Source organism: Clostridium cadaveris, assembly GCF_020911725.1.
In the GTDB taxonomy this organism is placed as follows: Bacteria; Bacillota; Clostridia; order Clostridiales; family Clostridiaceae; genus Clostridium_X; species Clostridium_X cadaveris.
This window is the reverse complement of record NZ_CP076620.1, coordinates 416851-438663: the sequence shown is the minus strand read 5'-3', so window position 1 is coordinate 438663 and position 21813 is coordinate 416851. Positions and strand designations below refer to the sequence as shown.

The window sequence follows — 21813 nt, the reverse complement described above, 5'->3', positions numbered from 1 at the left end:
TATGAATCATGATATAGATATTAAAAAAGTTAGATTAAACTGTTTCCGTCAGTCAAAGGTTCCAGGAGAATTCATGCTTCAAATGCGTATTCCAGGTGGTATTGTTAATGCAAAATATCTAAGTGATGTCCAATATATCGCTGAAACTTATGGCGATGGGACTTTTCATATAGGAATGAGACAAACCTTTAATATCCCTGGTATTAAATACGAGAACATTCCTTCTGTTAATAAATATATATCTAATTATTTAAAAGAAGTTGAAGTTGATGAATGTAACTGTGATATGACAATTGACGAAAACGGATATCCAACCATTGGTGCTAGAAATATTATGGCTTGTATCGGTAATACTCATTGTATAAAAGCAAATGCTAATACAAAGGAATTAGCAGATAAAATAGAAAAACTTATATTTCCTTCTCATTATCATATTAAAATTTCCATAGCTGGATGTCCAAATGACTGCGCAAAAGCTCACTTCCAAGACTTTGGTATTATTGGTCAAGCTAGAATGGTATATCACCCTGAAAGATGCATAGGCTGTGGCGCTTGCGTAAGGGCTTGCCAACATCATGCAACTAGAGTTTTAAGCTTAAATGATAAAGGACTAATAGATAAAGACCCTTGTTGCTGCGTTGGATGTGGTGAATGTGTAATTGCCTGTCCAGCTGGTGCATGGACAAGAAACCCAAAAAAATTCTATAGAGTTGTTATAGGTGGTAGAACTGGAAAACAAACTCCTAGAATGGGTAAAACTTTCATAAACTTTGCTACAGAAGAAGTAGTTCTAGGTATGCTTGCAAACTGGCAGAAGTTCTCTGCTTGGGCTTTAGATTATAAGCCAGAATATCTACACGGCGGACACTTAATTGACAGGGCAGGATATCATAAGTTTAAAGAAATAATTTTAGATGGAGTTGACCTAAATCCCGAAGCATTAGTTGCAGAAAATATATTCTGGGCAGAAACAGAGTATAGATCAAACTTCAATGTTAAGCCAATTAGTCAGCATAAAACAATAGAGTCAAATAGAGCGATAAGAGAATAGTCTCTTTTAACTACTTAAATAATAAAAAGCAGTGATAAAATAAAGTCTCATCTTAATTCTATCACTGCTTAATTTATACTTTTATCTAATCACCTTAAATCAGTTCACTGCTTAAATCCGCCACTCTATAACTATTCACTCTTCTCTATGTCACTATTAACTATCCTATGGCTGTGGTCTCTTAGTTTCATCTGCAAGAAGAGGATCAAACATTTCCTTTATAAGTCTTGAATTCATCGAATATCTATCATCAAATCCTATAAGTGCATTATCCCAGTTAAAATCCTTGCCATTAACTGTAGATTTTACGCTTCCTGATACTTTTGAACTATGTTCTATAGGATTTGCTTTTGCTTCTGTAACCTCCATTTTCTCAAACCATTCATCACCGTATTCCGCTTTATACTGTTTATTTGTTTCTTCTAAAAGGTATTGAATCTTTGCATCATTGAAAATTCCATAATAGTAGTCAACTCCGTAATCATCGAATATCTTGCTAGGAACAACCGCTCTGCATAAGTCAGCATCATTTGTATATACCGCCCTCAAAAATGCTGATAATGTTGAATCTGGTGTTTGATTAAATTTCCTGTCAACTTCATAGGATGAAACTGCTTTGGGATATTCATATACTGGAACTTTATAATAAAAATATAAATATACCATAGATATACTTACAATAACTATTGCTAAAATTCCTGTAATCCACATTCTCTCATTTATTTTCTTTTTTTTATTATTCATTGACGTCCCCCCAATTCTTTATTCCAATATTATACTATACTAAATTTGAAAGTAGAAGTGTATTCTTCTGTCTTTTTATTAGATTTTTTATAAATTAAAAAAACGGATAAGTTCACTTGGAACTTATCCACTATTACTATTACTATTACTATTACTATACAAATTATGCTGTTATTTCGATCTTTTTAGTATTAGTTTGTTCTATTACCGCACTGTCTTTTTTAACTAGTGCTCCACCTTTAAATTTAAATATATTCTTAGTTATTACAAGATTCATAACTGTATCTATATCTGTATTTTCTAAACCTTCTTTTATCCCTCTTAATCTTACAGTAGCCTTAGCCCCAGATTCTGTTATGAATGTCATCTTTAATATTCTTTCTCCCATATTCTATACCCCTCTCATAGTTTCTATTACTCAGCCTTACTCAATTCATACAAGTTTTCTCTGTTTATATCAATCACATTGTAATCTATAATCCCCTTAAATGACTCAACTACAGCAAAAACGTCCTCATCTTTTGCAAGTGGATTAATATTGTTTATATTTTCCTTTCTAAATACGTCCTTTCCATTCTTTGTACCAGTTTTTACTTTCATAACAGCTGTACTGCTTATTAATGTTGATTCAACTGCCATGTTCATCACTCCCCTCACTTATATATAACAAAAAGGCGGAAAAGTTTTATCCGCCTTTTAAAAAAATTCCCTATATTTTAAGTCATACTCAATATTAAAAACATTTTTAATCCCATATAAGAGAGAGAAAATATGGTTATTACTATGAATGGGGCATCTACTATTTCCTCTTTTTTTTTCGTATAAAGGAAGGTAAGCTCTGCAATCCTTAGATAAAAGTCCTAAGATGGCTAGAACCCCAATCATCGCCATTATAGAGATTGGTAATAAAACTGATATTTCTTCTAAAGAGCTATCTCTAAGGATATTTAAAATAGTATATCTTTGCGTAAATGGTAAAGTTAAAATTACAGCAACTAAATTATTTACTCCATGAATAATCATACTGCTCAATATTGATTGAGTATAATGTACTGAAGCCGCCATTACTACTCCAAGTACGAAAGTATATGAAAACTGATATAAGTTCAAGTGAAAAAGTCCAAAAACAAATGCACTAGTTATTATACCTTTCCACACTCCTGCATTTTGATATCCATGAAGGATGGCACCCCTAAAAAATGTCTCCTCACAAATGGTAGGTATAAATACTACCGAAAATAATATAAACCATAGTGGTGTCTTCCCATAGTATACATCTGGCGTGTTATTCATATTTAGTAAACAGCTTACTACGTTAGCTATGAACGTAGTAATTGGTATCATAAGTATAGATAAAATTATTATTTTAATAAGCTGAGACTTGTCTAATTTTCTTATCTTAAATATGTTTTCATTGCTATCTTCGTTCATTGATGCATAAATCATTGCTGGCATAAAGATATATATAAACTGTAGTATATTCCCATTGGTCATAGTATCGAGACTTTTAAATGGTTTTGAAGGTAATAATACTACCATTATCAAAGAAAATAATAGAAATATATTGCTTAAAAACGCTCTTCTCTTCAAAAAAAATCTCCTAAAAATTGCTATATTCCATAGTATGACTTTCATACCTAATTGGTTAACAACTCTATGAGGAGATTTAAACTTTATTTCAAATTAATCATGATCTATAACAAATATTTATTAACCCTGTTGAAGAGTCCTCACTTATATAGGCATCAACCTCATAAACCTCTTTTATCAGATCAGAGGTTAAGATATCCTTCGGTTTTCCATAAGCAAGTATATTTCCACCTTTAAGTACATAAATTTTATCACAATACATAGCTGCAATATTCAAATCGTGTATTGCAGCTATGACTTCAATACCTAAGTTTTTAACTATATTCATTATCTGAAGCTGATATTTAATATCAAGATGATTAGTTGGCTCATCAAGTATTAAACAATCGGTTTGCTGCGTTAACGCTCTAGCAAGAATTATACGTTGTTGCTCTCCACCAGATAGAGTATGAAAACTTCTATCTAAGAAATCTAGCATATCTACTTTTTTTAAAGCATCATACATAATATCATAATCTTCTTTTGAATCTCTCTCTAAAAACTTTTTGTGCGGAGCTCTTCCCATAAGAACTATATCTCTTACAGTAAAATCAAAGCTATAATTATTATGTTGAGATAAAACAGCGATTTTCTTTGAGCTTTCCTTTACAGATAAATCATTTAAGTAAATGTCATCTAATTTTACTATGCCCCCGCTTGGCTTTAAAGTTCTGTAAATACATTTTAAAAGTGTGGATTTTCCACTTCCATTAGGGCCAATTATACCTACAAATTCTTTATTCTTGACATCTATATTAATTCCATTCAATATATTAAACTCATTAATTTTAACTCTAATATCTTCAGTTACAATATGCATTATTTATCTCCTCCAAAGCCATAGGATCTTTTAACCATAAGCCATACAAAGCAAGGAGCACCTATCATTGAAATTAATATTCCAATAGGAATTTCTGTTCCTTTTACAATTGTTCTTGAAAGTACATCTGCCCATATTAAGAATATTGAACCTACAAGGGCTGCAACAGGTATTATTTTCTTATGATCTGTTCCAAAAATCATTCTAACTACATGAGGAATAATAAGCCCTATAAACCCAATCATACCAGAAGCATAGACGATCACTCCTATCATTAAGGAAGTTACTATTAAATAACCATGTCTATATTTATTTAAATCTGTACCTAATGTAATAGAAACTTCGTCTCCAAGAAGCATAAGATTTAATGTTCTATACTGGGTCATAAAAAATATAGTTCCCATAATTACTATAAAGAAAATCCAAGTTGAGTCTTGCCATTTCGCACCTGATAAACCGCCCATGAGCCAAAAGCTGATTGTCTTCATTCCTTCAGCATTGTTAGCAAAATAAATAATAAAACTAGAAAATGCACTACATACGGAACTAAGAGCCATACCAGCAAGTAAAAGCTTTATCGAATTTGTACGTCCACCTATATTTGATATAAGTAAAACTAACATTGAAATCCCAAATGCTCCTATAAAGCCCATAATGCCAATAGATTTACTGCCAAAAGCTGTGCCGAAACCAAGCATTACAGCAAGTGTTGCACCGAGGGAAGCTCCTGAAGAAACTCCAAGAATATAAGGATCAGCTAGAGGATTTTTTACAATAGCTTGCATAACTATACCTATAACTGATAAACCAGCCCCAACTGCTATTGCCAAAACAATTCTAGGCATACGGATTAGCCAAACAACATCAGCTTTTGGGCCTATTCCCAAGGTGGAATCTCCAATATTAAATAGTTTAAATAATATAATATCATAAACTTCTTTCATAGTTATATTTACAGAACCAATTGCAACAGCAAGTCCAATTGAAGCTATAAGTAAAACTAAAAGAATAAGAGAAACACCTATATACATAGGTATTTCTTTAGATTTATTTGATTTTTTGTTTTTTATGTAAAGTTTATTCATAATAACTCACTACTTTTCTATATCTCCATATAAACCATTTGAGAATGCTTTAATTCCATCTACAGTTCTTATACCACTAGAATACATATCTCCTAGAGGAATTGTATATACTCTCTTGTTTTTAACAGCAGATAAACTTTGAAGAGAGTCGTCTTTTAAGATTTTATTTATCTCTTGATTTGGAACATCTGAATTTCCCCTATCCATATATACTACAAATATAGAATCAGGATTAAGTTCAATTAAATCCTCTTTACCAATATTTTTTCCTTCTGTATTTAATAAGTTAGCTCCTAATTTAGTTACCATATCTCCACCTAAAGTGTTTGCACCATAAGTAACAATTTTGTCACTAGAAAATTCAACAATTAAAGTACTTTGCTTTTCCTTGCCTTTAGTAGCATCAGTAGCTTTTTTTACTTCTCCATTGATTTCATCAACTAAAGCTTGAGCTTTATCTTCTACATTGAAGATTTTACCTAAGTTTAAGATGTCAATGATCTCATTATCAATAGTTTTCTCCTTAACAACACCACTGTTTAAAGACATATATGTATTTACCCCACTATTATTCCAGTAATCAACATCTCCAAGTCTCTTATCAGCAAATAATGAATACCATCCAAGTATAAAATCAGGCTCAGACATTATAACGCTTTCCTTCGAAGGCGTAAATTCTTTTAAATAGTTAATTTTTTTAAAAGCCTCTTGAAATTCAGGTTTAACGTCATGGTCAAGTCCAGCTGCCGCAACGATTTTATCTTCTAAACCTAAAGCAAGTAGCGTTTCTATAGAGTTTTGATATACCGCAAAAACCTTTTCAGGTGCTTTATTAAAAGTTATTTCAATAGGTTCTTTTTTATAGTTATAAGTTTTTATAGTTACAGGATAATGAGATTTAGAAGTAGAAGGATCGTCCTTTTTTCCTACATTTTCACTTTTTGCTGTGTTACCACAAGCTGCAAAGCTAAAGATAAGCATTAAGCCCATTAGAAGTGTAAGTAATTTTTTAGATTTTTTCATTGTTAATCTCCTTTTATTCAAAATTATAATTTAGTTAAAGATTATAATTTCTATGAATATATAAGGATACTCTAAGTAATAATGTAGTTTTTAAACTACTGTAATATCACTCTTTACTCGAAGAGTATCGATATCTTTAATATTGGTAAGTATCCTGACTTATAGATCATAATATTAATTAAGCCTTCCCAAGTCAAAAACTCAGTGACATAAATTAATCAATACTCCCTAATTACAGTAGCGGTACTGTGTGGAAATCTCATCCATCTTCCTTTTAATGACCAATATCATTCATATATAATTATCATACTTTACTCTATGAGAATATATCATATTGGCTAAAAAATGTCCATAAATGTAAAGTCAGAAATTTCATAAATATAAAAACATCAAAAAAACATCCGGATTTATAATAAAAAATTAAATAAATTTAATTATTTATAAAAAAGAAGTTATAATAACTACAGTAGTATCACTGAAAATATTAATATAATGGAGGACTTTTAATTTTTATCAATTAAGGGTATTATTAAATAAGAGATTTTGATATTAAATGAAAGGTTGATAAGATAGATGAAAAAAGATCCAAAAGATACTAAAGTTGTTTTAGGTATGTCAGGTGGAGTTGACTCCTCCGTAGCAGCTTATCTTTTAAAGGAGCAAGGCTATAATGTTGTAGGTGTCTTCATGAAAAACTGGGATGAGAAAGATGATAACGGAGCATGTACAGCAGTTGATGATTACGAAGACGTTAGACTTGTTTGCCAAAAGCTAGATATACCTTATTACACTGTAAATTTCGTTAAGGAATACTGGGATAGAGTTTTTGAATATTTCCTATCAGAATATAAAAAGGGAAGAACTCCAAATCCGGATGTAATGTGCAATAAAGAAATTAAATTTAAAGCGTTTCTAGATTTTGCAATGCAAATAGGCGCAGATTACATAGCTATGGGACATTATGCTAAAGTAGACTTCCATGATGGTGAATATAGACTTTTAAGAGGTGATGACCCAAATAAAGATCAGACATATTTCTTATGTCAATTAAATCAAAAGCAGTTAAGCAAGAGCATTTTCCCTGTAGGTGATATTGAAAAATCAGAAGTTAGACGAATAGCTAAAGAGCAGGATTTAGCTACTGCTACAAAGAAAGATAGCACAGGTGTATGCTTTATTGGTGAGAGAAATTTTAGGCAGTTTTTAAACAACTATCTGCCTGCAAAATCAGGTCCTATAAAAACTCCTGAAGGAAAAGTACTTGGCGAGCATGTTGGACTTATGCACTACACTCTAGGTCAAAGAAAAGGTCTCGGTATAGGTGGTGCTGGCGAACCTTGGTTCGTTGTGAATAAAGATTTAAAAACAAATACACTATTTGTAGTTCAAGGTGAACAAGATCCTAGACTTTATTCTCTAGGGTTAAAAGCTACTGATATCAACTGGATAAGCGAAAAAGAAAAACCACCTGTTTTCAAATGCACAGCTAAATTCAGATATCGTCAGCCTGACCAAGGAGTTACTATTCACATAAAGAATAATAATTGTGCTATAGTTGAATTTGATGAGCCTCAAAAGGCCATAACTCCAGGTCAAGAAGTAGTTTTCTACGACGGTCCAGTATGCCTAGGCGGAGGAATCATAGATGCATACTACAAAAATGAGAATAAATTAAACAAACTTATAGAAGCGAAGTTTTAAAATTTTATAGGTAACAAAAGGCTGCTCATTATAGGCAGCCTTTTTCTCAAACCATTATCTTTCCCTGTTCCCTGCTGAACTTTTCACTCTTCACTACGCTAAACTTCAAAACTGGTCCCATCAATCCACGTATATCCAGCTTTTTCTCTAAGTTCATCAATTAGTTTGAACATAGCCTGATCTTTGCCTTTGGCTTCTATCATCACATCTATATCTCTATTTATCCTTTTGCAATCTTCAATAAATTTCATAAAGTCATAACTATTTATATAATCGTGATGTTTTCTATCCCTATCTCCCTCTTTTGGAGATGAGAAATGAACTTTTGGAGGATATACTTCCTTATCCCATGTATGAAATATATCCTCTAGAAAAGTTTCAACTGCTTCGCCCTGATTATTACACAAGTGATGATGAACATCAAAGACCATCGGTGCGTTAACTTCTTTGCAGATACGTAAGACTTCCTGAGCCGTAAAAGTTTTATCATCATTTTCTAGTATCACCCTTTCACTTATATCTTTTGGTAGTGATTTAAAATTTCTTATAAACCTTTCCATGGCATTCTTTCTTCCTCCCTGACTACTGCCTACATGAAGTACCATTTTGCCATTTTCGTAACCCATATCTTCAAATAGATGAATATGAGCCCATAAATTTCTTATTGTATTTTCAACTACATCTTCTCTTATGCTATTTATAACATTAAATTCATTAGGATGAGTATCTACTCTTAAGTTGTTGAGCTTTATAAAATCTCCTAAGTACTTAAAATCTTTTTTAAATATACTTCTATAATTCCACATAACTTCTGGATGCGTTCCAAGCGGAACTAATGTAGATGTTATTCTATAAAAATGTATGTCATGTTCGACATTGTATTGAAGTATTTTCATGAGGTCATCTAAATTTGATAAAGTTACTTTTTTTAGCTTATCGAGTTTTTCTTCTTCATTAGATATTTTATTGTAATTTGTGAATGTCACTGAACTGGATGAAGTAACTTTAGGAAGATTTAAAGCTATAGCTACGTAACCTAGTCTAACTCTCATATATTCACCCCATACTCTTATTTATAAATATAATTTAACCAACTTTTATAGCTTTATCCTTTTATATTTACATAGCTTTCATTTAGACATTATAAAAAGACCTCCATATCGCAATATAGAGGTCGTATTTTAGAAAGTTATATTGAGTTTAAATCCTATAAGCTAACTAAGCATACAATTAATTTTATTATAGTTGCAATTTCAAATCCACAGCAAATCTTTGTACATATTTCTTTTGGTTCTACTGTTATGCAGTAATTCTTATTATAAACGAAGCTACGAGGTACCTTTATAGTCATACAGAAAGGTACTTTCTTTATGATTTTCTTCTCACATCCAGAACAAGTATCATATTTGATGCATAGATTTATTATTCCAGATACACGAACCTTCTTGTACCTTCCACATTCACAACCGCATTTTCTTTCTTCTTTGACATCTAAAACTTTTACATTTGCAATAGCGTCTGTTACTGTATGAACTGGTCCATTTGCACAAGATACTCTTATCTTATCTTCAACTGATGCTGGTCTGCACATATATAACACCACATTCACTGAAACAGTATTACTGCTAACAGGGCATAATTGTTGTCCATTTCTAGTAAATGTTCCTGTTGCTGAATTATTTATTACTCCATCACTTGGGAAGTCCTGAACCCTAGCTCTAATAGAAACATTCTTAGTTTCTCCAGGTCCTAATGAACCTATATTTATTCCACTTGCTAATCCACTACATGGGTAAATAGTAGATCCAACTCTAACCTCTATGCAGGATAAATCAGAGTCTAAAGTATCCTTTAGTGTAAAGTTGTCAACTTGAATTGCACCATTATTAGTAATACTTACGTTATAAACAATCTCTTCACCTACTGAAACTACAGTTCTATTAGCGGTCATAACCATACTTATTGGAGTTGTTGTTACATTCGTTACAGCATTATTACTTCTAGTACTGTCACACTTTATATCTCCACATCTGCTAGTTGCGTAACAATAAGTTACATCTGCAAAGTTTGTTAATATTCCTGAAGTTCCGCATGCAATTCTTGCTTCAAAAGTTATCTTTATTATTTCGCATGGTTCAAGAGAACCTAAGCTGAGATTACTCAATGTTCCTCTATGACAGCGATGACATCCTGAAACTTTTAATGATCCCTTAATCAAGCTTAAACCTAGTGGAAGAATATCTGTTAATTTTATATTAAATGCTGTTGCGTTTCCCTTATTCTCTATCTTTATGCAATATCTTAATACTTCTCCGTCTAAAGCTTCACTCTTGTCTACATGCTTATAAACTTTAAGACAAGCATATTTGGGATGTGGTTTGCATGGTTTAAAGCAATCGTTTTCGCAGTTTCCATCTTGTTGAAAACAAGATTGATTTTCACAGTTTCCATGTTTACAGCAAGGATTCTCATGATGTCCACAGCAACATTTATCATCTACTTCTACTTCACCTATATAGTCCTTAAAACCATCATTACATCCAAAACTATCACTACCATATTCCCATTTTTCTGAAAACTCAAATCCTTGATCTAAATTGTCAACTTCTTTTGTTAATTCTTCTATACTAATATTATCAAAGTTATTTAGGTCATCACTCATAAATTCCATTGACTCATCATCAGATTGTACATCTTCTCCAAAGTCAAAATATGCTTCTCCATTATTACATGTACATTCTACGAATTCATCAACATCACTTATAAATGATTTGAATTCCTTGTTATCCATTTACATCTCTCCTTATCATCTTTAGGATATTTATGATACTAATACATTCTATGAATAAACTACATATTTGTTACAGGTATAATAAAATTCCACATAAATTTTATACCCTTACAATAGAAACTCCCTTTTTATTACATTTTATTTCAACCTAAAAAGAGTCCTGAGATTTTCCCAGAACCCTCTAAATTTTCTCTTATATTTTATTTTAGCAAAATCTATATTTCGCTTACTTCAGTAACTATCCATTTATTACTCTCAGTATTATACGTCATTACAGTTTTAAATGATACATTCTTTTTCTCTTCATTTAATGGAATTATGGATAAACTTTTCTTTTCCTTATAGCTCACATCTGCTATAGCAAATGTTGAAAAGATTCCATCTTTATTTTCTATAGATATAGCATCCTTTTGCCACTTCAAATCTTCAAGATTATAGCTGTTGCTTATTATAAGAGATTTCTTGTTATATCTGACATAAAGAGATTTTTTCACCCTTTCAGTGCATCCTGTTATAAGGTTAATATCTTCTTTATTTAATGCTTCAAAGAAATTTTTATAAAATTCATTATATGAAACCTCTAAATTCTTTCTTAACTCCTCTGTCATCGGATTTAAATCAAATCTTAAATAAGATAAATGCTCTACTGCTTTTTCCTCACTTTTTACCACGCTCCATGGAAAGTTCTTTTCCACATGAATTTTTAAAGATCCATCACTTGGCATAGGCCCTATATTTTTGAATTGATCTATAGTCTTTCCTGTGTCTTCTCCATTTATAAATACTTTACTGTCTGTGTAGTTTCCTTCCACGCTTACATTTACTGCCTTCACAGGTATATCTACCTTTGAATTTTTGCTTATTAAAGAAAATTTATCTGAAGATTCTATTTCCCCAAATGGACCTTTTATTTTAGCTCTTATATCATAAATTCCAGGAATTAAAGGTCCAAATTTTTCAGAGTAGTTATCTCTATCGCTTCTGCAATAAAGCTTATCTTGAAGATAAATCTCTGTATCTTTAAGATTTGTTGATAATGTCATATAAATACCCTTAAGTTCGATAAAATATTTATTACCATCATTTTTTACACTTATAAGCTTATCTCCCTCTGAGTTGTCAAACCTTAATGACCTTAAGATTTCATCCCTTCTAGTTTCATCTGAATTTATATAATCCACAAAAGGTTTTATATTTTCATCATTAAGCTTTATACCTTTATTTTCAAAGCTTATCTGTTTGTATACATTGTATGGATTTCTACTCTTTAAAACAGCTTCAAATTTGTTTATAGTCTTTGTCCTGCTATCATCTCTTGAAACCCATAAGTAACTTGAAACACCAACTATTAAAGCTACTGCGCACAGAGCTATAATTCTATTCCTCTTGTTATCGTACTTTTTTAATGTATCAATTACAATATTCCAATACTTCTTCATTTTTTCTTTGAATGCGTCTATTGTATTCACCTCATCTTTTAAGTTTCTATCTTTCCTTTAAGAGTTCTTTTAATACGTTACCTTCAGTTCCATTAAAATCTATACCCAATATCTCTGCGAAGGTTGGTGCAGCATCAACTAAGCATCCTGTTTCTAAAACTGCTCCTCCTTTTACTGACCTTCCGCAGGCAATAAATAAAGATTTATAATCGTCTCTATCTGGATCATAGCCATGAGTGGCAACATGTCTTTCGTCTTGACTCTTGTTCATGTTTTCTGGTTCTATTTCTTCAACTACATGATGTCCTCTTAAAAAGTTTCTAAAATAGTATCCATCTTCAGCTTCTATCATAAATTCAAAATCGCCATCTACTTTTTTTTCTCTACACTGATCTTTAGAGTAAACTTCTGCTATTCCATAATCCTTCATCCATGAATGTAGAATTTCAAAAACCTTACTTCTCAATTCATCTTTGAATTCATCTTTTATATGAATTTGTGCACTTCCATCACTAGTGTTACAAAATACTTTCCATGATTTCAAACTACCGTCTTTATCCAATTCTATAAATCCTTCTTTTTCTAAAGCAACATTTAAATTAACCATATATTTTACATCCCTAAATCCATGGTCTCCTAATATTATAAAAGTAGTATCATCATAAGTTCCAGCTTTTTGAGAAGCCTCTATTATTTTTCCTATTCTTCCATCAGATGCTTTAAGTGCTTCTTTTGCTTTATCGGAAAATGTACCATATAAATGCCTAAATTCATCCACATGTATGAGATGCGCCAAAATTAGATTTGGTTTCTTTTTTATTATGGTTCTCTCTATTATCTTTAAAATAAATTCATCTAAGTTTGGTTCTTTCTTTCCGTCAAGTTCTTTTCTATAACGCAGAAAATTATCTAAAACATAAAATGGTGTCCCATTTTTTATTGTGACAACCGCTTGATTTTCACCATTTACAGGCCAAATCTCCGGTATTACATAGTCTGCTTTGCATTTTCCCATGACAGGCCAAAAAATAGATGCTATTTTAAGACCTTTTTCCTTTGCAGCATCTACTATAGTTTTAGTCTTTATATACTTAGATTCCCAATTCCAGCGCTGTATCTCTGCATAAGGATCAAATATCTCATTGTTATATATGCCATGTCGATCTGGATACATTCCCGTAACCATAGAAGTATGTGCACAATAAGTTAACGAAGGATATACTCCTTGAACTTTTTTTATGTAAGCTCCTTTCTTTAAAATCTCTTTAAAATTCGGAAGCTCTTTTATATAATCCAAATCTCTTGTATTTAAAGAATCTAATGAAATTACTATAAGATATTTGGATCTTTCAATACCATTTTCCATATATTTTCTCCTTACACTATTCCAAGAGCTTTTGCTCCAATTTCATAAATAAAATAGGAATAAACCGCGATTATTAAACTTATTATAAAGCAATATAAGAACAACCTATATCCCTTTGATATCATATCATTTCCCTTTGTTAATCTTTCCTTAAGCGGAACCCTCTTAATTGATTCACCATTTTTTATCAATGTTTTTTTGGGGTTAAGCATAGCAATAAGTCCTACAATAACAAATAAAGATATACTATAAAACAATCCATTTGCTATACTTATCCAATTAAATTTAAATAATGCCCCAAGTCCTAAAAATACTAAGCAATATAAGTTCCCAATTATAATAGTTTTTATCCAATTGTTCATACTACCCCATCCTCTCTTTAATAATAATATAATGTTTAAAAAAAGCTATGTCAAAATTTTTGAATGAAAATTCAATAAGTTTTTCACATTTTAAAAAGTTATCCACATTTTCTGTGCATAAATTGTGAATAAGTATGTTTTTTTTGTGGTTTACCTCTTGATATCATGTTTATTATTTTTTTAATATTTGTGTAATCCCTTGTATTTTCAGTAGTTATTTTTGTGGATAATATCTATTTTTGATGAAATACATGTGATTCTTATAATAAATCAATAATTTTATAGATGTAACATTTTAATATGTGTTTGTTTATTTTAATACAATTTAATTATTCTTAGTCCTAAATTATGTATTTATATTTCATCGACTCTCTTCATTTTTATTATACAATTTTATAATTTTAGATATGTTAATTTCCAACATTTACATTTATATATTTCAATAATTTTTAAAATTGTATATCTTTTCTATATATTTTAGTTTTTTATCAAGCTAATCTATTTTTATATAATACACTTAATTATCCTGCTTATTCTAGTTAATTCTTTGAAATACTGTCAATATCTTAAATTTTAAAAATTATTTTTTTTCGCAATAGTTATATATTTTTTTCATTTATTATTTGATTTTTCTTTTTAATATTGTATAATGTATTTATAGTTGTCAAGTTACTTAAACTTGTTCCTTGCATATAAAGTACAGAATAAATGTACTACGTGATAATATTAATCACTCTTCCTAATCCTCTACTAATGTAGAGGACTTTTTTTACACAAAAATAAAGGCATCTTTGAAGATGCCCTTATTTTTTTAACTTTTTTTAAATATTTTAGCTTCAAATTCATCTATAGGAATAGGTTTTGAGAAAAAATATCCTTGACCTATATCACATCCAACTGACTTTAAAAAATGAACTTGTCTTTCTGTTTCTACACCCTCTGATACAGTTTTTATTGATAAAGCTTTAGCTAAATCTATGATCTTGGCTATTATTTTTTCTTCCCTATAAGAATCAGATGAATTTTCTAAAAACTTCTTATCAAGTTTAAGCTCATCTATAAATAAATTCTTTAGTATATTAAGAGATGAATATCCCGATCCAAAATCATCCATAGATATAGCAAAACCTAATTCTCTTAACTTCTCAACAGTATCTTTGATAGTATCAAAATTTTCTATTACTACATTTTCAGTTATCTCTATAATTATCATTTTAGGGTCAATATTTTCAGTTTCTATTATATTTTTTAGTTCATCTATATACTCTTCTTGATAAAAATTTATTCTAGATTGATTTACTGAAATAGGAAATAGAGGATATCCTTTTTCCTTCCATTGATTTATCATTCTACACACACGTCTTAACACATATCTGTCTAATTGGATTATAAATCCATTTTCCTCAAATATAGGTATAAACATGTTTGGAGACATAATCCCATATTGTTCATTATTCCATCTAACTAATGCTTCTGCTCCTGAAATGGTTTCTCTCGCTAAATCATATTTAGGCTGAAGATAAACGCTAAATCCTTTAGCTTCTAAAGCCTGCTCTATATTATTTTCAACAATATGCTTCATAATGGTACTCTTATGCATGTCTTCATCATAGAATTCATATTGATTATTGTAACTTTTCTTTGCTTTTACAAGAGCCATTTGTGCACGGTCTATACATATTTCAAAATCTATATTAGTTTTGTTATATTCAATAACGTATATACCAAATTTGAGCATAATATTATATTTTTGATTCTTTTTAATAGGAAAGTCTTTTATCTGTTCTCCTATATCTCTAAGTCTCTCTAACAATATTTCTTCATCTTCTAATTTTAATAACACTCCAAACTTATCATCATTATTCCTGAAATATATTTCATCTTCTCCTATGTTTTCACTAATAACTTTTGCAATGTATTTCAAAAACTTATTTCCATTTTCATAAGTGAATATTTCATTTATAAGTTTAAAATTTACTATATCAATAAAGGCAACTGCATAATTACACTTCCTATCATCCATAAGCATACAAGCTTCCTTTTTAAACTTATCCTTATTAAATGCACCTGTAACTCTATCATAATAGGCTAGATTTAAAATCTCTTCATCTTTACTTTTTTCTATTTTAATTATACAGTAAATTAAAGCACAAAAACCTGCGATAATTATAGCTATGCATACAGCAGTGATTCCAACTATATAATCATACTTCTCTATAGCAAACTTTTCAGGAACAACGCTTAGAAGTATCCAATCATTTATATCCATGGGAATATACGTTACCAACATTTCTCCTTGCTTAAGTTTACATGAAAAAACATTATCCTTAGTATTTTTTATCTTTTCATTTATACATTTAAAATCCTCTTCATCCATGGCAACTTTATCAAGTTCAAGCTCATTCCCAGTAACTAGTTCCCCAGTAGAGCTTTCAATTATTCTTGTAATACTGTCTATGCCTAAAGTAGTACTTGCAATAATATTCGTTAATATCGAATTATCTATAACGCCTACAACAACACCAAAAACTCCTTCTTCATTCTCAACAGGCTTTACATAGTAGTTTACGTTACCTACATTTCCCTTATCTTTTTCTGTATGAGATAATATAGTTTCACCATTGAATCCTTTTTGAATCCATTCTATGCTAAGCATATCCTTTGGAAGATTATAAATTTCTCCAGATTTTATTTCATAACCCACCCCATCTTTTCCAATGAATGCAATTCTTTTAAAGCTGTTCATTTTATCGTCTTCTCTAACAAAGTCTATCATCGAATTTAGACTTTCATCGCGATTTATTGATAATATGTATGCAATTGTATCTATTTCATTTAAGTCCCTTTTTAGCTGATTTTTAATCATTTTTTGACTTCGAATAGCAACTTCGTATAAAGACCTCTGTGAAGTTTCTATATGCTGATCAATAACTAGTTTAATTAGTAGGACACTAGAAATTGCAAAAACTAATATAAACATACCTATTACTTTCATGCTTCTAATCGCTAACTTTTTATGATTTTCCATCCTTTTCTCCCTGATCACATCTCATTTCTTCATATAAAATTACATTATATTTTTTAACTCGTCTTATTGTCAATATTCGCATACAATATTATTAACATAAAAATATATTCATCACTGATTTTTTGTGCCTTCATCATATTTACTATAATTTTATCTTTTCAATTATATCACAATAAACTTTTCTATAAGATTCTCAGCCATTTCAATATCATCCTCTGACATTACTTCCTGAGAAGTGTTAGGGTATCTGCAAGGTATGGCTATAACACCCACCTTAGCGCCTTTGCCTTCTTTTTGAATAATTCCACCATCGCTCGATTTTGTGCTTACTATATTTATAAGCTTTCCTTCACTTAAAGATTGAAGTTCTTCCTTCATTTCATGATGAATTATTAAGTTTCCATCCATTACTCTAAGTCCTAGACCTTTGCCTAACTTTAAAGCTCCATTTCCACCTAAAGTATCCCCTGCCTCTTCAGTATCTATTACTAAAGCTTTATCAGGCTCCACAGTATGGATAATAGCTTTTGCCCCTTTTAGCCTTAAATAGCTTTGAGTTGTAAAGGCTATTGTCACATTTTTATTTATATCCTTAATCTTATTGTCATTGACTAAATTCTCTATAACCTGTAAAAGCACATAACACGCTGCTCTATTTGTTAGGTTAGGTCCCATTATAAATCTACCTTGAGTAATGCTTTCTCCTTTAAATGCAGCTACATAACCTTCTTTGATTAGTTTTGCTGCTTCTTCCTTAGATGATGCACCTATATCTACATACATGTCTTCTATATCGCCATCTTTTTTACATAAACAACATCTGCCTGTTACTCCATTTTGAAAGACTACAAGTCCATTTGCTACCTCTGAAGCATTAAATTTTCCTATAGGATGTACTCTTAAGTATCCATTATCTTCTATAAAGTTTACTATAAGTCCAGCAGTGTCCATATTAGCTGATATCATACATTTTTCCGATTCTTTTCCTTGGCTAAGTGTAACTACTACATTCCCCATATTATCTGTTGAACTTTCAAGTCCAAGTTCTTGTATTCTCTTTTTTATAACCTCTTTTATATTATCCTCACGACCTGTAACTCCAAAAGTGTGTATTAATTTATCCAATAAAGGTTTCATTTCTAATCCTCCCTCTAAAATCTCTTATAAAGTTTTCAAATATGCTTTTAATAATTTTATTCCGTTATCTATATCTTCTTTTGATGCTACAGAAATTGCTGAGTGAATATACCTGCATGGAACTGATAGTGTTGCTATCTTAGCACCGCTTCCAACCATGGATATAGCTCCAGCATCATTTCCTCCTGCTACAGCTCTTCTTCTTTGATACTTTATATTTTCCTTTTCCGCTACCTTAATTATGTCCTGTGCTATATCATCATTAAATATACTCGTTACATCCATAATAGATATAGCAGGACCACATCCAACTGTCGTTGCACTTTGATAGCTTGGTACAGACGGCATATCTGCACATATAGTTCCCTCAAGAGCTATTCCTATATCTGGCATTACAGCATAACTGGCAGCATATGATCCTCTATCCCCTATCTCTTCCTGTACAGCAAAAACTCCATACAAATCACAGGCATAGTTCTCTTTTAAAGCTTCTATAAGAAGGTAGCATCCCATTCTGTCATCAAAGGCTTTTCCTTTTATAAGACCTTCTCCGAATTCCTCCATAGCCACATCAAATACTGCATAATCTCCAAGCTCTACCTTACTTCTAGCCTGTTCTTCATCCTTAGCTCCTATGTCAATAGCACAATCTCTATATGTTATTCCATTTTTTCTTTCTTCTTTTCCTTGAAGGTGTATAGGTTTTATTCCTATAACTCCTGGAATTTTATTCTCTCCTATAAGCACAACCTTTGATGGTATTATTTTGCTATTAACTCCACCCAAAGCTGAAAATCTTAAAGTACCGTCTTTATTAAAACCTGTTATGATAAAGCCTACTTCATCCATATGAGCATCCACAAGTACCTTCTTTCCTTTTCCACTCTTGTGGACAATTATGTTACCCATAGTATCTACTTTTATTTCATCTACATAAGGTTTTACCTCATCTATTATTATCTTTCTTACATCACATTCAAAACCGGTAGGTCCTGAAGCATTGCATAAAGTTTCTAAAAGCATATCAAGTCCTCCAATTCATCATCCTTTAATTTTTCAATAAACCTTGCCATAAGTTTTCCTGTGTTTTTTATGTCATCGATATTAACTACCTCTACTGAAGTGTGCATATATTTTATTGGTATTGATAAAAGCAATGTTGGTATTCCATCTCTTGTAACCTGTATAGCCCAAGCATCAGTTCCTGTGGACCCTGGTTCTACTTCAAGCTGAAAAGGAATATTGTACTCCTTTGCTACCTCCATTATCTTCTTTCTAACCTTAGGATGAATATTGGGTCCTATACATATAGAAGGTCCTTTTCCTAATTCATTTTCCCTATAATCATCACCAAATCTTCCATTATCAAAAGTTGTATCTAACGCTATTGCAATCTTAGGTTTTACATTGTAAGCTGCGGCTTTAGCTCCTCTTAGACCAACTTCCTCTTGAACTCCAGAAACAAAATAAACATCCAAATCATGAATTGAGTTTTCAAGCTCCTTTGCACAAGAAAGCATTGCTACTACTCCTGCCCTATCATCTGCACATTTGCATGCCATATTGTTATTTAAGAGTTCAGTACATTTTCTGCTAAGAGTTATATAATCTCCTACTTCTACAATTTTTTCTAGAGCTTCCTTTGAATATCCTGTGTCAACTAAAAGTCCCTCTATAGTAACTGCTCCTGTCTTTTCCTTGTCATTCATGAGGTGTGGTGGTTTTATACCTATAACTCCCTTTATAGTTTTTCTTCCATGAATTATGACTTCCTGAGATACTAAAGTTTTTGCATCAATTCCTTTGGATACAACCCTTAAAAAACCATTATCAATTATCTCTGTGACCATAAGGAATATCTCATCACTATGTGCTAATATCATTATTGAATTATTTCCTCTGCCCTTTTTTAAGGTGTACAAATTATTTATGTTATCACTCCACACCTCTCCATAAGGTGAAAAATATCTTTTCAACATGGGATGTATCATGTTTTCTCTTCCGCTTGGACCATGAGCTTCTGTAAGCTCTATTAGTGCTGATTTTTCATCCATGAATTTTCACGCCTTTCCATAGTTAATTTTTTCAGACCTCTACTTTTAATCTTTCTTCTTTTAAATCTTAAAATCCTCTGTATAATTTGTTAAAATTTTAAATTTTCTGCTTGTAAAAGAATTCATGGTGATTTTTAAGACTAATTATGATAAAATAAAAGAAAATAACATCTTGAGAGGTGAAATTATGACAAGAGTATTGATAACAGGATTCGATCCATTTGGTGGAGAGCCAGTTAACCCTGCTTTAGAGGCAGTTAAAAAGGTTAGTGATAACATTGCAGGTGCAGAGGTTATCAAGGTAGAAATACCTACAGTTTTTAGAAAGTCAGTAGAAAAAGTTTCTGAATATATAGCTAAATACACTCCTGACATAGTTATTTGTGTTGGTCAAGCTGGTGGAAGATTTGATATAACTCCTGAGAGAGTTGCTATAAACTTAGATGATGCTAGAATAAAGGATAACGAAGGAAATGCACCTATAGATACAAAGATTTTTGAAGATGGAGCAAATGCTTACTTCACTAATCTTCCAGTAAAAGCTATGGTTCAAGAAATGAAGAACAATGGTATTCCAGGTTCTCTTTCAACTACTGCTGGTACTTACGTGTGTAATCACTTAATGTACGGAGTTCTTTATCTTATAGATAAGAAATATCCAAATATGAAGGGTGGGTTTATTCACGTTCCATTTACAACAAGCCAAGTTTTAGATAAGAAAAATACGCCTTCTCTAAGCCTTGATGATATAGCAAAAGGATTAGAATGCTGTATAAAAGCTGCTGTAGAAAATAACGAAGACTTAACTGTAAGTGGTGGATCAATCTGCTAATTTAGTTAAGAGTTACGTAGTGAAAAGTGAAGAGTTTTTTTGAATAGATGCCTATGGCACTATTCAAAGCTATTGTTGCAAATTTAGATTTGCTTAAATACTCATAAAAATTTAGGGCTTAAGCTTATGCTTAGGCCCTTTTAATTTGATTTCTTATATGAATATAGAGGTTCGTCCTTTAATATTTCTGAGTCACTATTTGGTCTTTGTGAATTTTTTATATTTACTAGGTAAACTGTAGAAATCTCATTATTATCAGTTGTATAGTAAGATTTAAAACATCTGTCAGGAGATTGTCCACCTTGTTTTGTGACGGTGTACTTCCATGTTCTTATCTCATCTATTCTATCATCAAAAACATACATAGTAATGACAGGTCCTTCCTCTGAGTCCTCAACAGTTTTTAAAACTGCCCATCCCTTCTGATTTACTTTTAATAAAAACTTATTTATATTCTTATTTTCTTTTTCTAATACTTTACTTACATCAACCATTCCGTCTTTAACTGCCTGTTCTATACTATAGTTCTGAGGCAGAGAATAAATTTTCTCTAATTCTCTGTCTATTATTTTTGATTTGTCTCCATAGGTAAAATAAATTATAAAGCATAAAATACATATAGCAGTCACAGAAACTCCAACTATATACTTTTTATTTATCCCTTTCATCTTTTAAACACTCCCTCAATTTCTAAAAATAAAAGCACTTTATCTAAAAATTTAAGATAAAATGCTTTTGTCATATTATTTTA

The 21813-nt window shown here is 31.0% G+C and carries 20 protein-coding genes and 1 riboswitch; of the genes, 3 read left to right on the top strand and 17 right to left on the bottom strand.

What is annotated here, in order from left to right:
• The first annotated feature begins 1 nt into the window (after position 1).
• Positions 2-1051 (top strand): sulfite reductase subunit C, encoded by a 1050-nt coding sequence (asrC, locus tag KQH81_RS01985; protein WP_027638762.1) that lies wholly within the window; start codon positions 2-4, stop codon positions 1049-1051.
• Positions 1052-1216: 165 nt separating this feature from the next.
• Here asrC and KQH81_RS01980 read toward each other — a convergent pair whose 3' ends face one another.
• The 7 genes from KQH81_RS01980 to KQH81_RS01950 form a co-directional block, all read right to left on the bottom strand.
• Positions 1217-1795: a hypothetical protein gene (locus tag KQH81_RS01980; protein WP_027638763.1), complete on the bottom strand. Its 579-nt coding sequence runs from the start codon at positions 1793-1795 to the stop codon at positions 1217-1219.
• 163 nt (positions 1796-1958) lie between these two features.
• Positions 1959-2183 carry a DUF2922 domain-containing protein gene (locus KQH81_RS01975; protein ID WP_027638764.1) on the bottom strand — a complete coding sequence of 75 codons (225 nt, stop codon included), beginning with the start codon at positions 2181-2183 and terminating at the stop codon, positions 1959-1961.
• Positions 2184-2209: 26 nt separating this feature from the next.
• Positions 2210-2434 carry a DUF1659 domain-containing protein gene (locus KQH81_RS01970; protein WP_027638765.1) on the bottom strand — a complete coding sequence of 75 codons (225 nt, stop codon included), beginning with the start codon at positions 2432-2434 and terminating at the stop codon, positions 2210-2212.
• Between the two features lie 57 nt (positions 2435-2491).
• On the bottom strand, positions 2492-3385 hold the full coding sequence (locus KQH81_RS01965) for a CPBP family glutamic-type intramembrane protease (RefSeq protein WP_230028772.1): 894 nt from the start codon (positions 3383-3385) through the stop codon (positions 2492-2494).
• Between the two features lie 97 nt (positions 3386-3482).
• Entirely contained in the window at positions 3483-4244 is a 762-nt protein-coding gene (locus KQH81_RS01960; protein ID WP_099335456.1) for an ABC transporter ATP-binding protein, read from the bottom strand.
• Complete coding sequence (locus KQH81_RS01955; RefSeq protein WP_230028770.1) at positions 4244-5329, bottom strand: FecCD family ABC transporter permease; 1086 nt, start codon at positions 5327-5329, stop codon at positions 4244-4246. The genes KQH81_RS01960 and KQH81_RS01955 overlap by 1 nt, the downstream gene beginning before the upstream one ends.
• Positions 5330-5338: 9 nt before the next feature.
• Complete coding sequence (locus KQH81_RS01950; RefSeq protein ID WP_099335455.1) at positions 5339-6352, bottom strand: ABC transporter substrate-binding protein; 1014 nt, start codon at positions 6350-6352, stop codon at positions 5339-5341.
• Positions 6353-6479: 127 nt separating this feature from the next.
• Positions 6480-6653, bottom strand: a riboswitch (cobalamin riboswitch).
• A gap of 272 nt (positions 6654-6925) precedes the next feature.
• Between KQH81_RS01950 and mnmA the strand changes: the two genes are divergently transcribed.
• Positions 6926-8053 (top strand): tRNA 2-thiouridine(34) synthase MnmA, encoded by a 1128-nt coding sequence (gene mnmA, locus KQH81_RS01945; protein WP_027638770.1) that lies wholly within the window; start codon positions 6926-6928, stop codon positions 8051-8053.
• A 98-nt stretch (positions 8054-8151) separates the two neighbouring features.
• Here mnmA and uvsE read toward each other — a convergent pair whose 3' ends face one another.
• The 9 genes from uvsE to KQH81_RS01900 form a co-directional block, all read right to left on the bottom strand.
• Entirely contained in the window at positions 8152-9105 is a 954-nt protein-coding gene (uvsE, locus tag KQH81_RS01940; protein WP_099335454.1) for a UV DNA damage repair endonuclease UvsE, read from the bottom strand.
• 155 nt (positions 9106-9260) lie between these two features.
• Positions 9261-10844 (bottom strand): DUF11 domain-containing protein, encoded by a 1584-nt coding sequence (locus KQH81_RS01935; protein WP_099335453.1) that lies wholly within the window; start codon positions 10842-10844, stop codon positions 9261-9263.
• Between the two features lie 215 nt (positions 10845-11059).
• Complete coding sequence (locus KQH81_RS01930; RefSeq protein ID WP_074846242.1) at positions 11060-12283, bottom strand: TcaA 3rd/4th domain-containing protein; 1224 nt, start codon at positions 12281-12283, stop codon at positions 11060-11062.
• Between the two features lie 46 nt (positions 12284-12329).
• Positions 12330-13649: an alkaline phosphatase family protein gene (locus tag KQH81_RS01925; RefSeq protein WP_027638774.1), complete on the bottom strand. Its 1320-nt coding sequence runs from the start codon at positions 13647-13649 to the stop codon at positions 12330-12332.
• Positions 13650-13660: 11 nt separating this feature from the next.
• The gene (locus tag KQH81_RS01920) at positions 13661-14011 is read right to left on the bottom strand and encodes a hypothetical protein (RefSeq protein ID WP_027638775.1); all 351 of its coding nucleotides are present in this window, start codon (positions 14009-14011) and stop codon (positions 13661-13663) included.
• Positions 14012-14822: 811 nt separating this feature from the next.
• Positions 14823-17039 carry a bifunctional diguanylate cyclase/phosphodiesterase gene (locus KQH81_RS01915; RefSeq protein WP_230028768.1) on the bottom strand — a complete coding sequence of 739 codons (2217 nt, stop codon included), beginning with the start codon at positions 17037-17039 and terminating at the stop codon, positions 14823-14825.
• A 162-nt stretch (positions 17040-17201) separates the two neighbouring features.
• The gene (locus KQH81_RS01910; RefSeq protein ID WP_027638777.1) at positions 17202-18176 is read right to left on the bottom strand and encodes a M42 family metallopeptidase; all 975 of its coding nucleotides are present in this window, start codon (positions 18174-18176) and stop codon (positions 17202-17204) included.
• 24 nt (positions 18177-18200) lie between these two features.
• Positions 18201-19199, bottom strand: a complete 999-nt coding sequence (locus KQH81_RS01905; RefSeq protein WP_074846246.1) for a M42 family metallopeptidase — start codon at positions 19197-19199, stop codon at positions 18201-18203.
• Entirely contained in the window at positions 19190-20230 is a 1041-nt protein-coding gene (locus tag KQH81_RS01900) for a M42 family metallopeptidase (protein WP_099335450.1), read from the bottom strand. The genes KQH81_RS01905 and KQH81_RS01900 overlap by 10 nt, the downstream gene beginning before the upstream one ends.
• A 187-nt stretch (positions 20231-20417) precedes the next feature.
• Between KQH81_RS01900 and pcp the strand changes: the two genes are divergently transcribed.
• Positions 20418-21062 (top strand): pyroglutamyl-peptidase I, encoded by a 645-nt coding sequence (gene pcp, locus KQH81_RS01895; RefSeq protein ID WP_027638780.1) that lies wholly within the window; start codon positions 20418-20420, stop codon positions 21060-21062.
• Positions 21063-21202: 140 nt separating this feature from the next.
• On the opposite strand, the gene KQH81_RS01890 is transcribed toward pcp, so the two are convergent.
• The gene (locus tag KQH81_RS01890; RefSeq protein WP_099335449.1) at positions 21203-21730 is read right to left on the bottom strand and encodes a hypothetical protein; all 528 of its coding nucleotides are present in this window, start codon (positions 21728-21730) and stop codon (positions 21203-21205) included.
• Between the last annotated feature and the right edge of the window lie 83 nt (positions 21731-21813).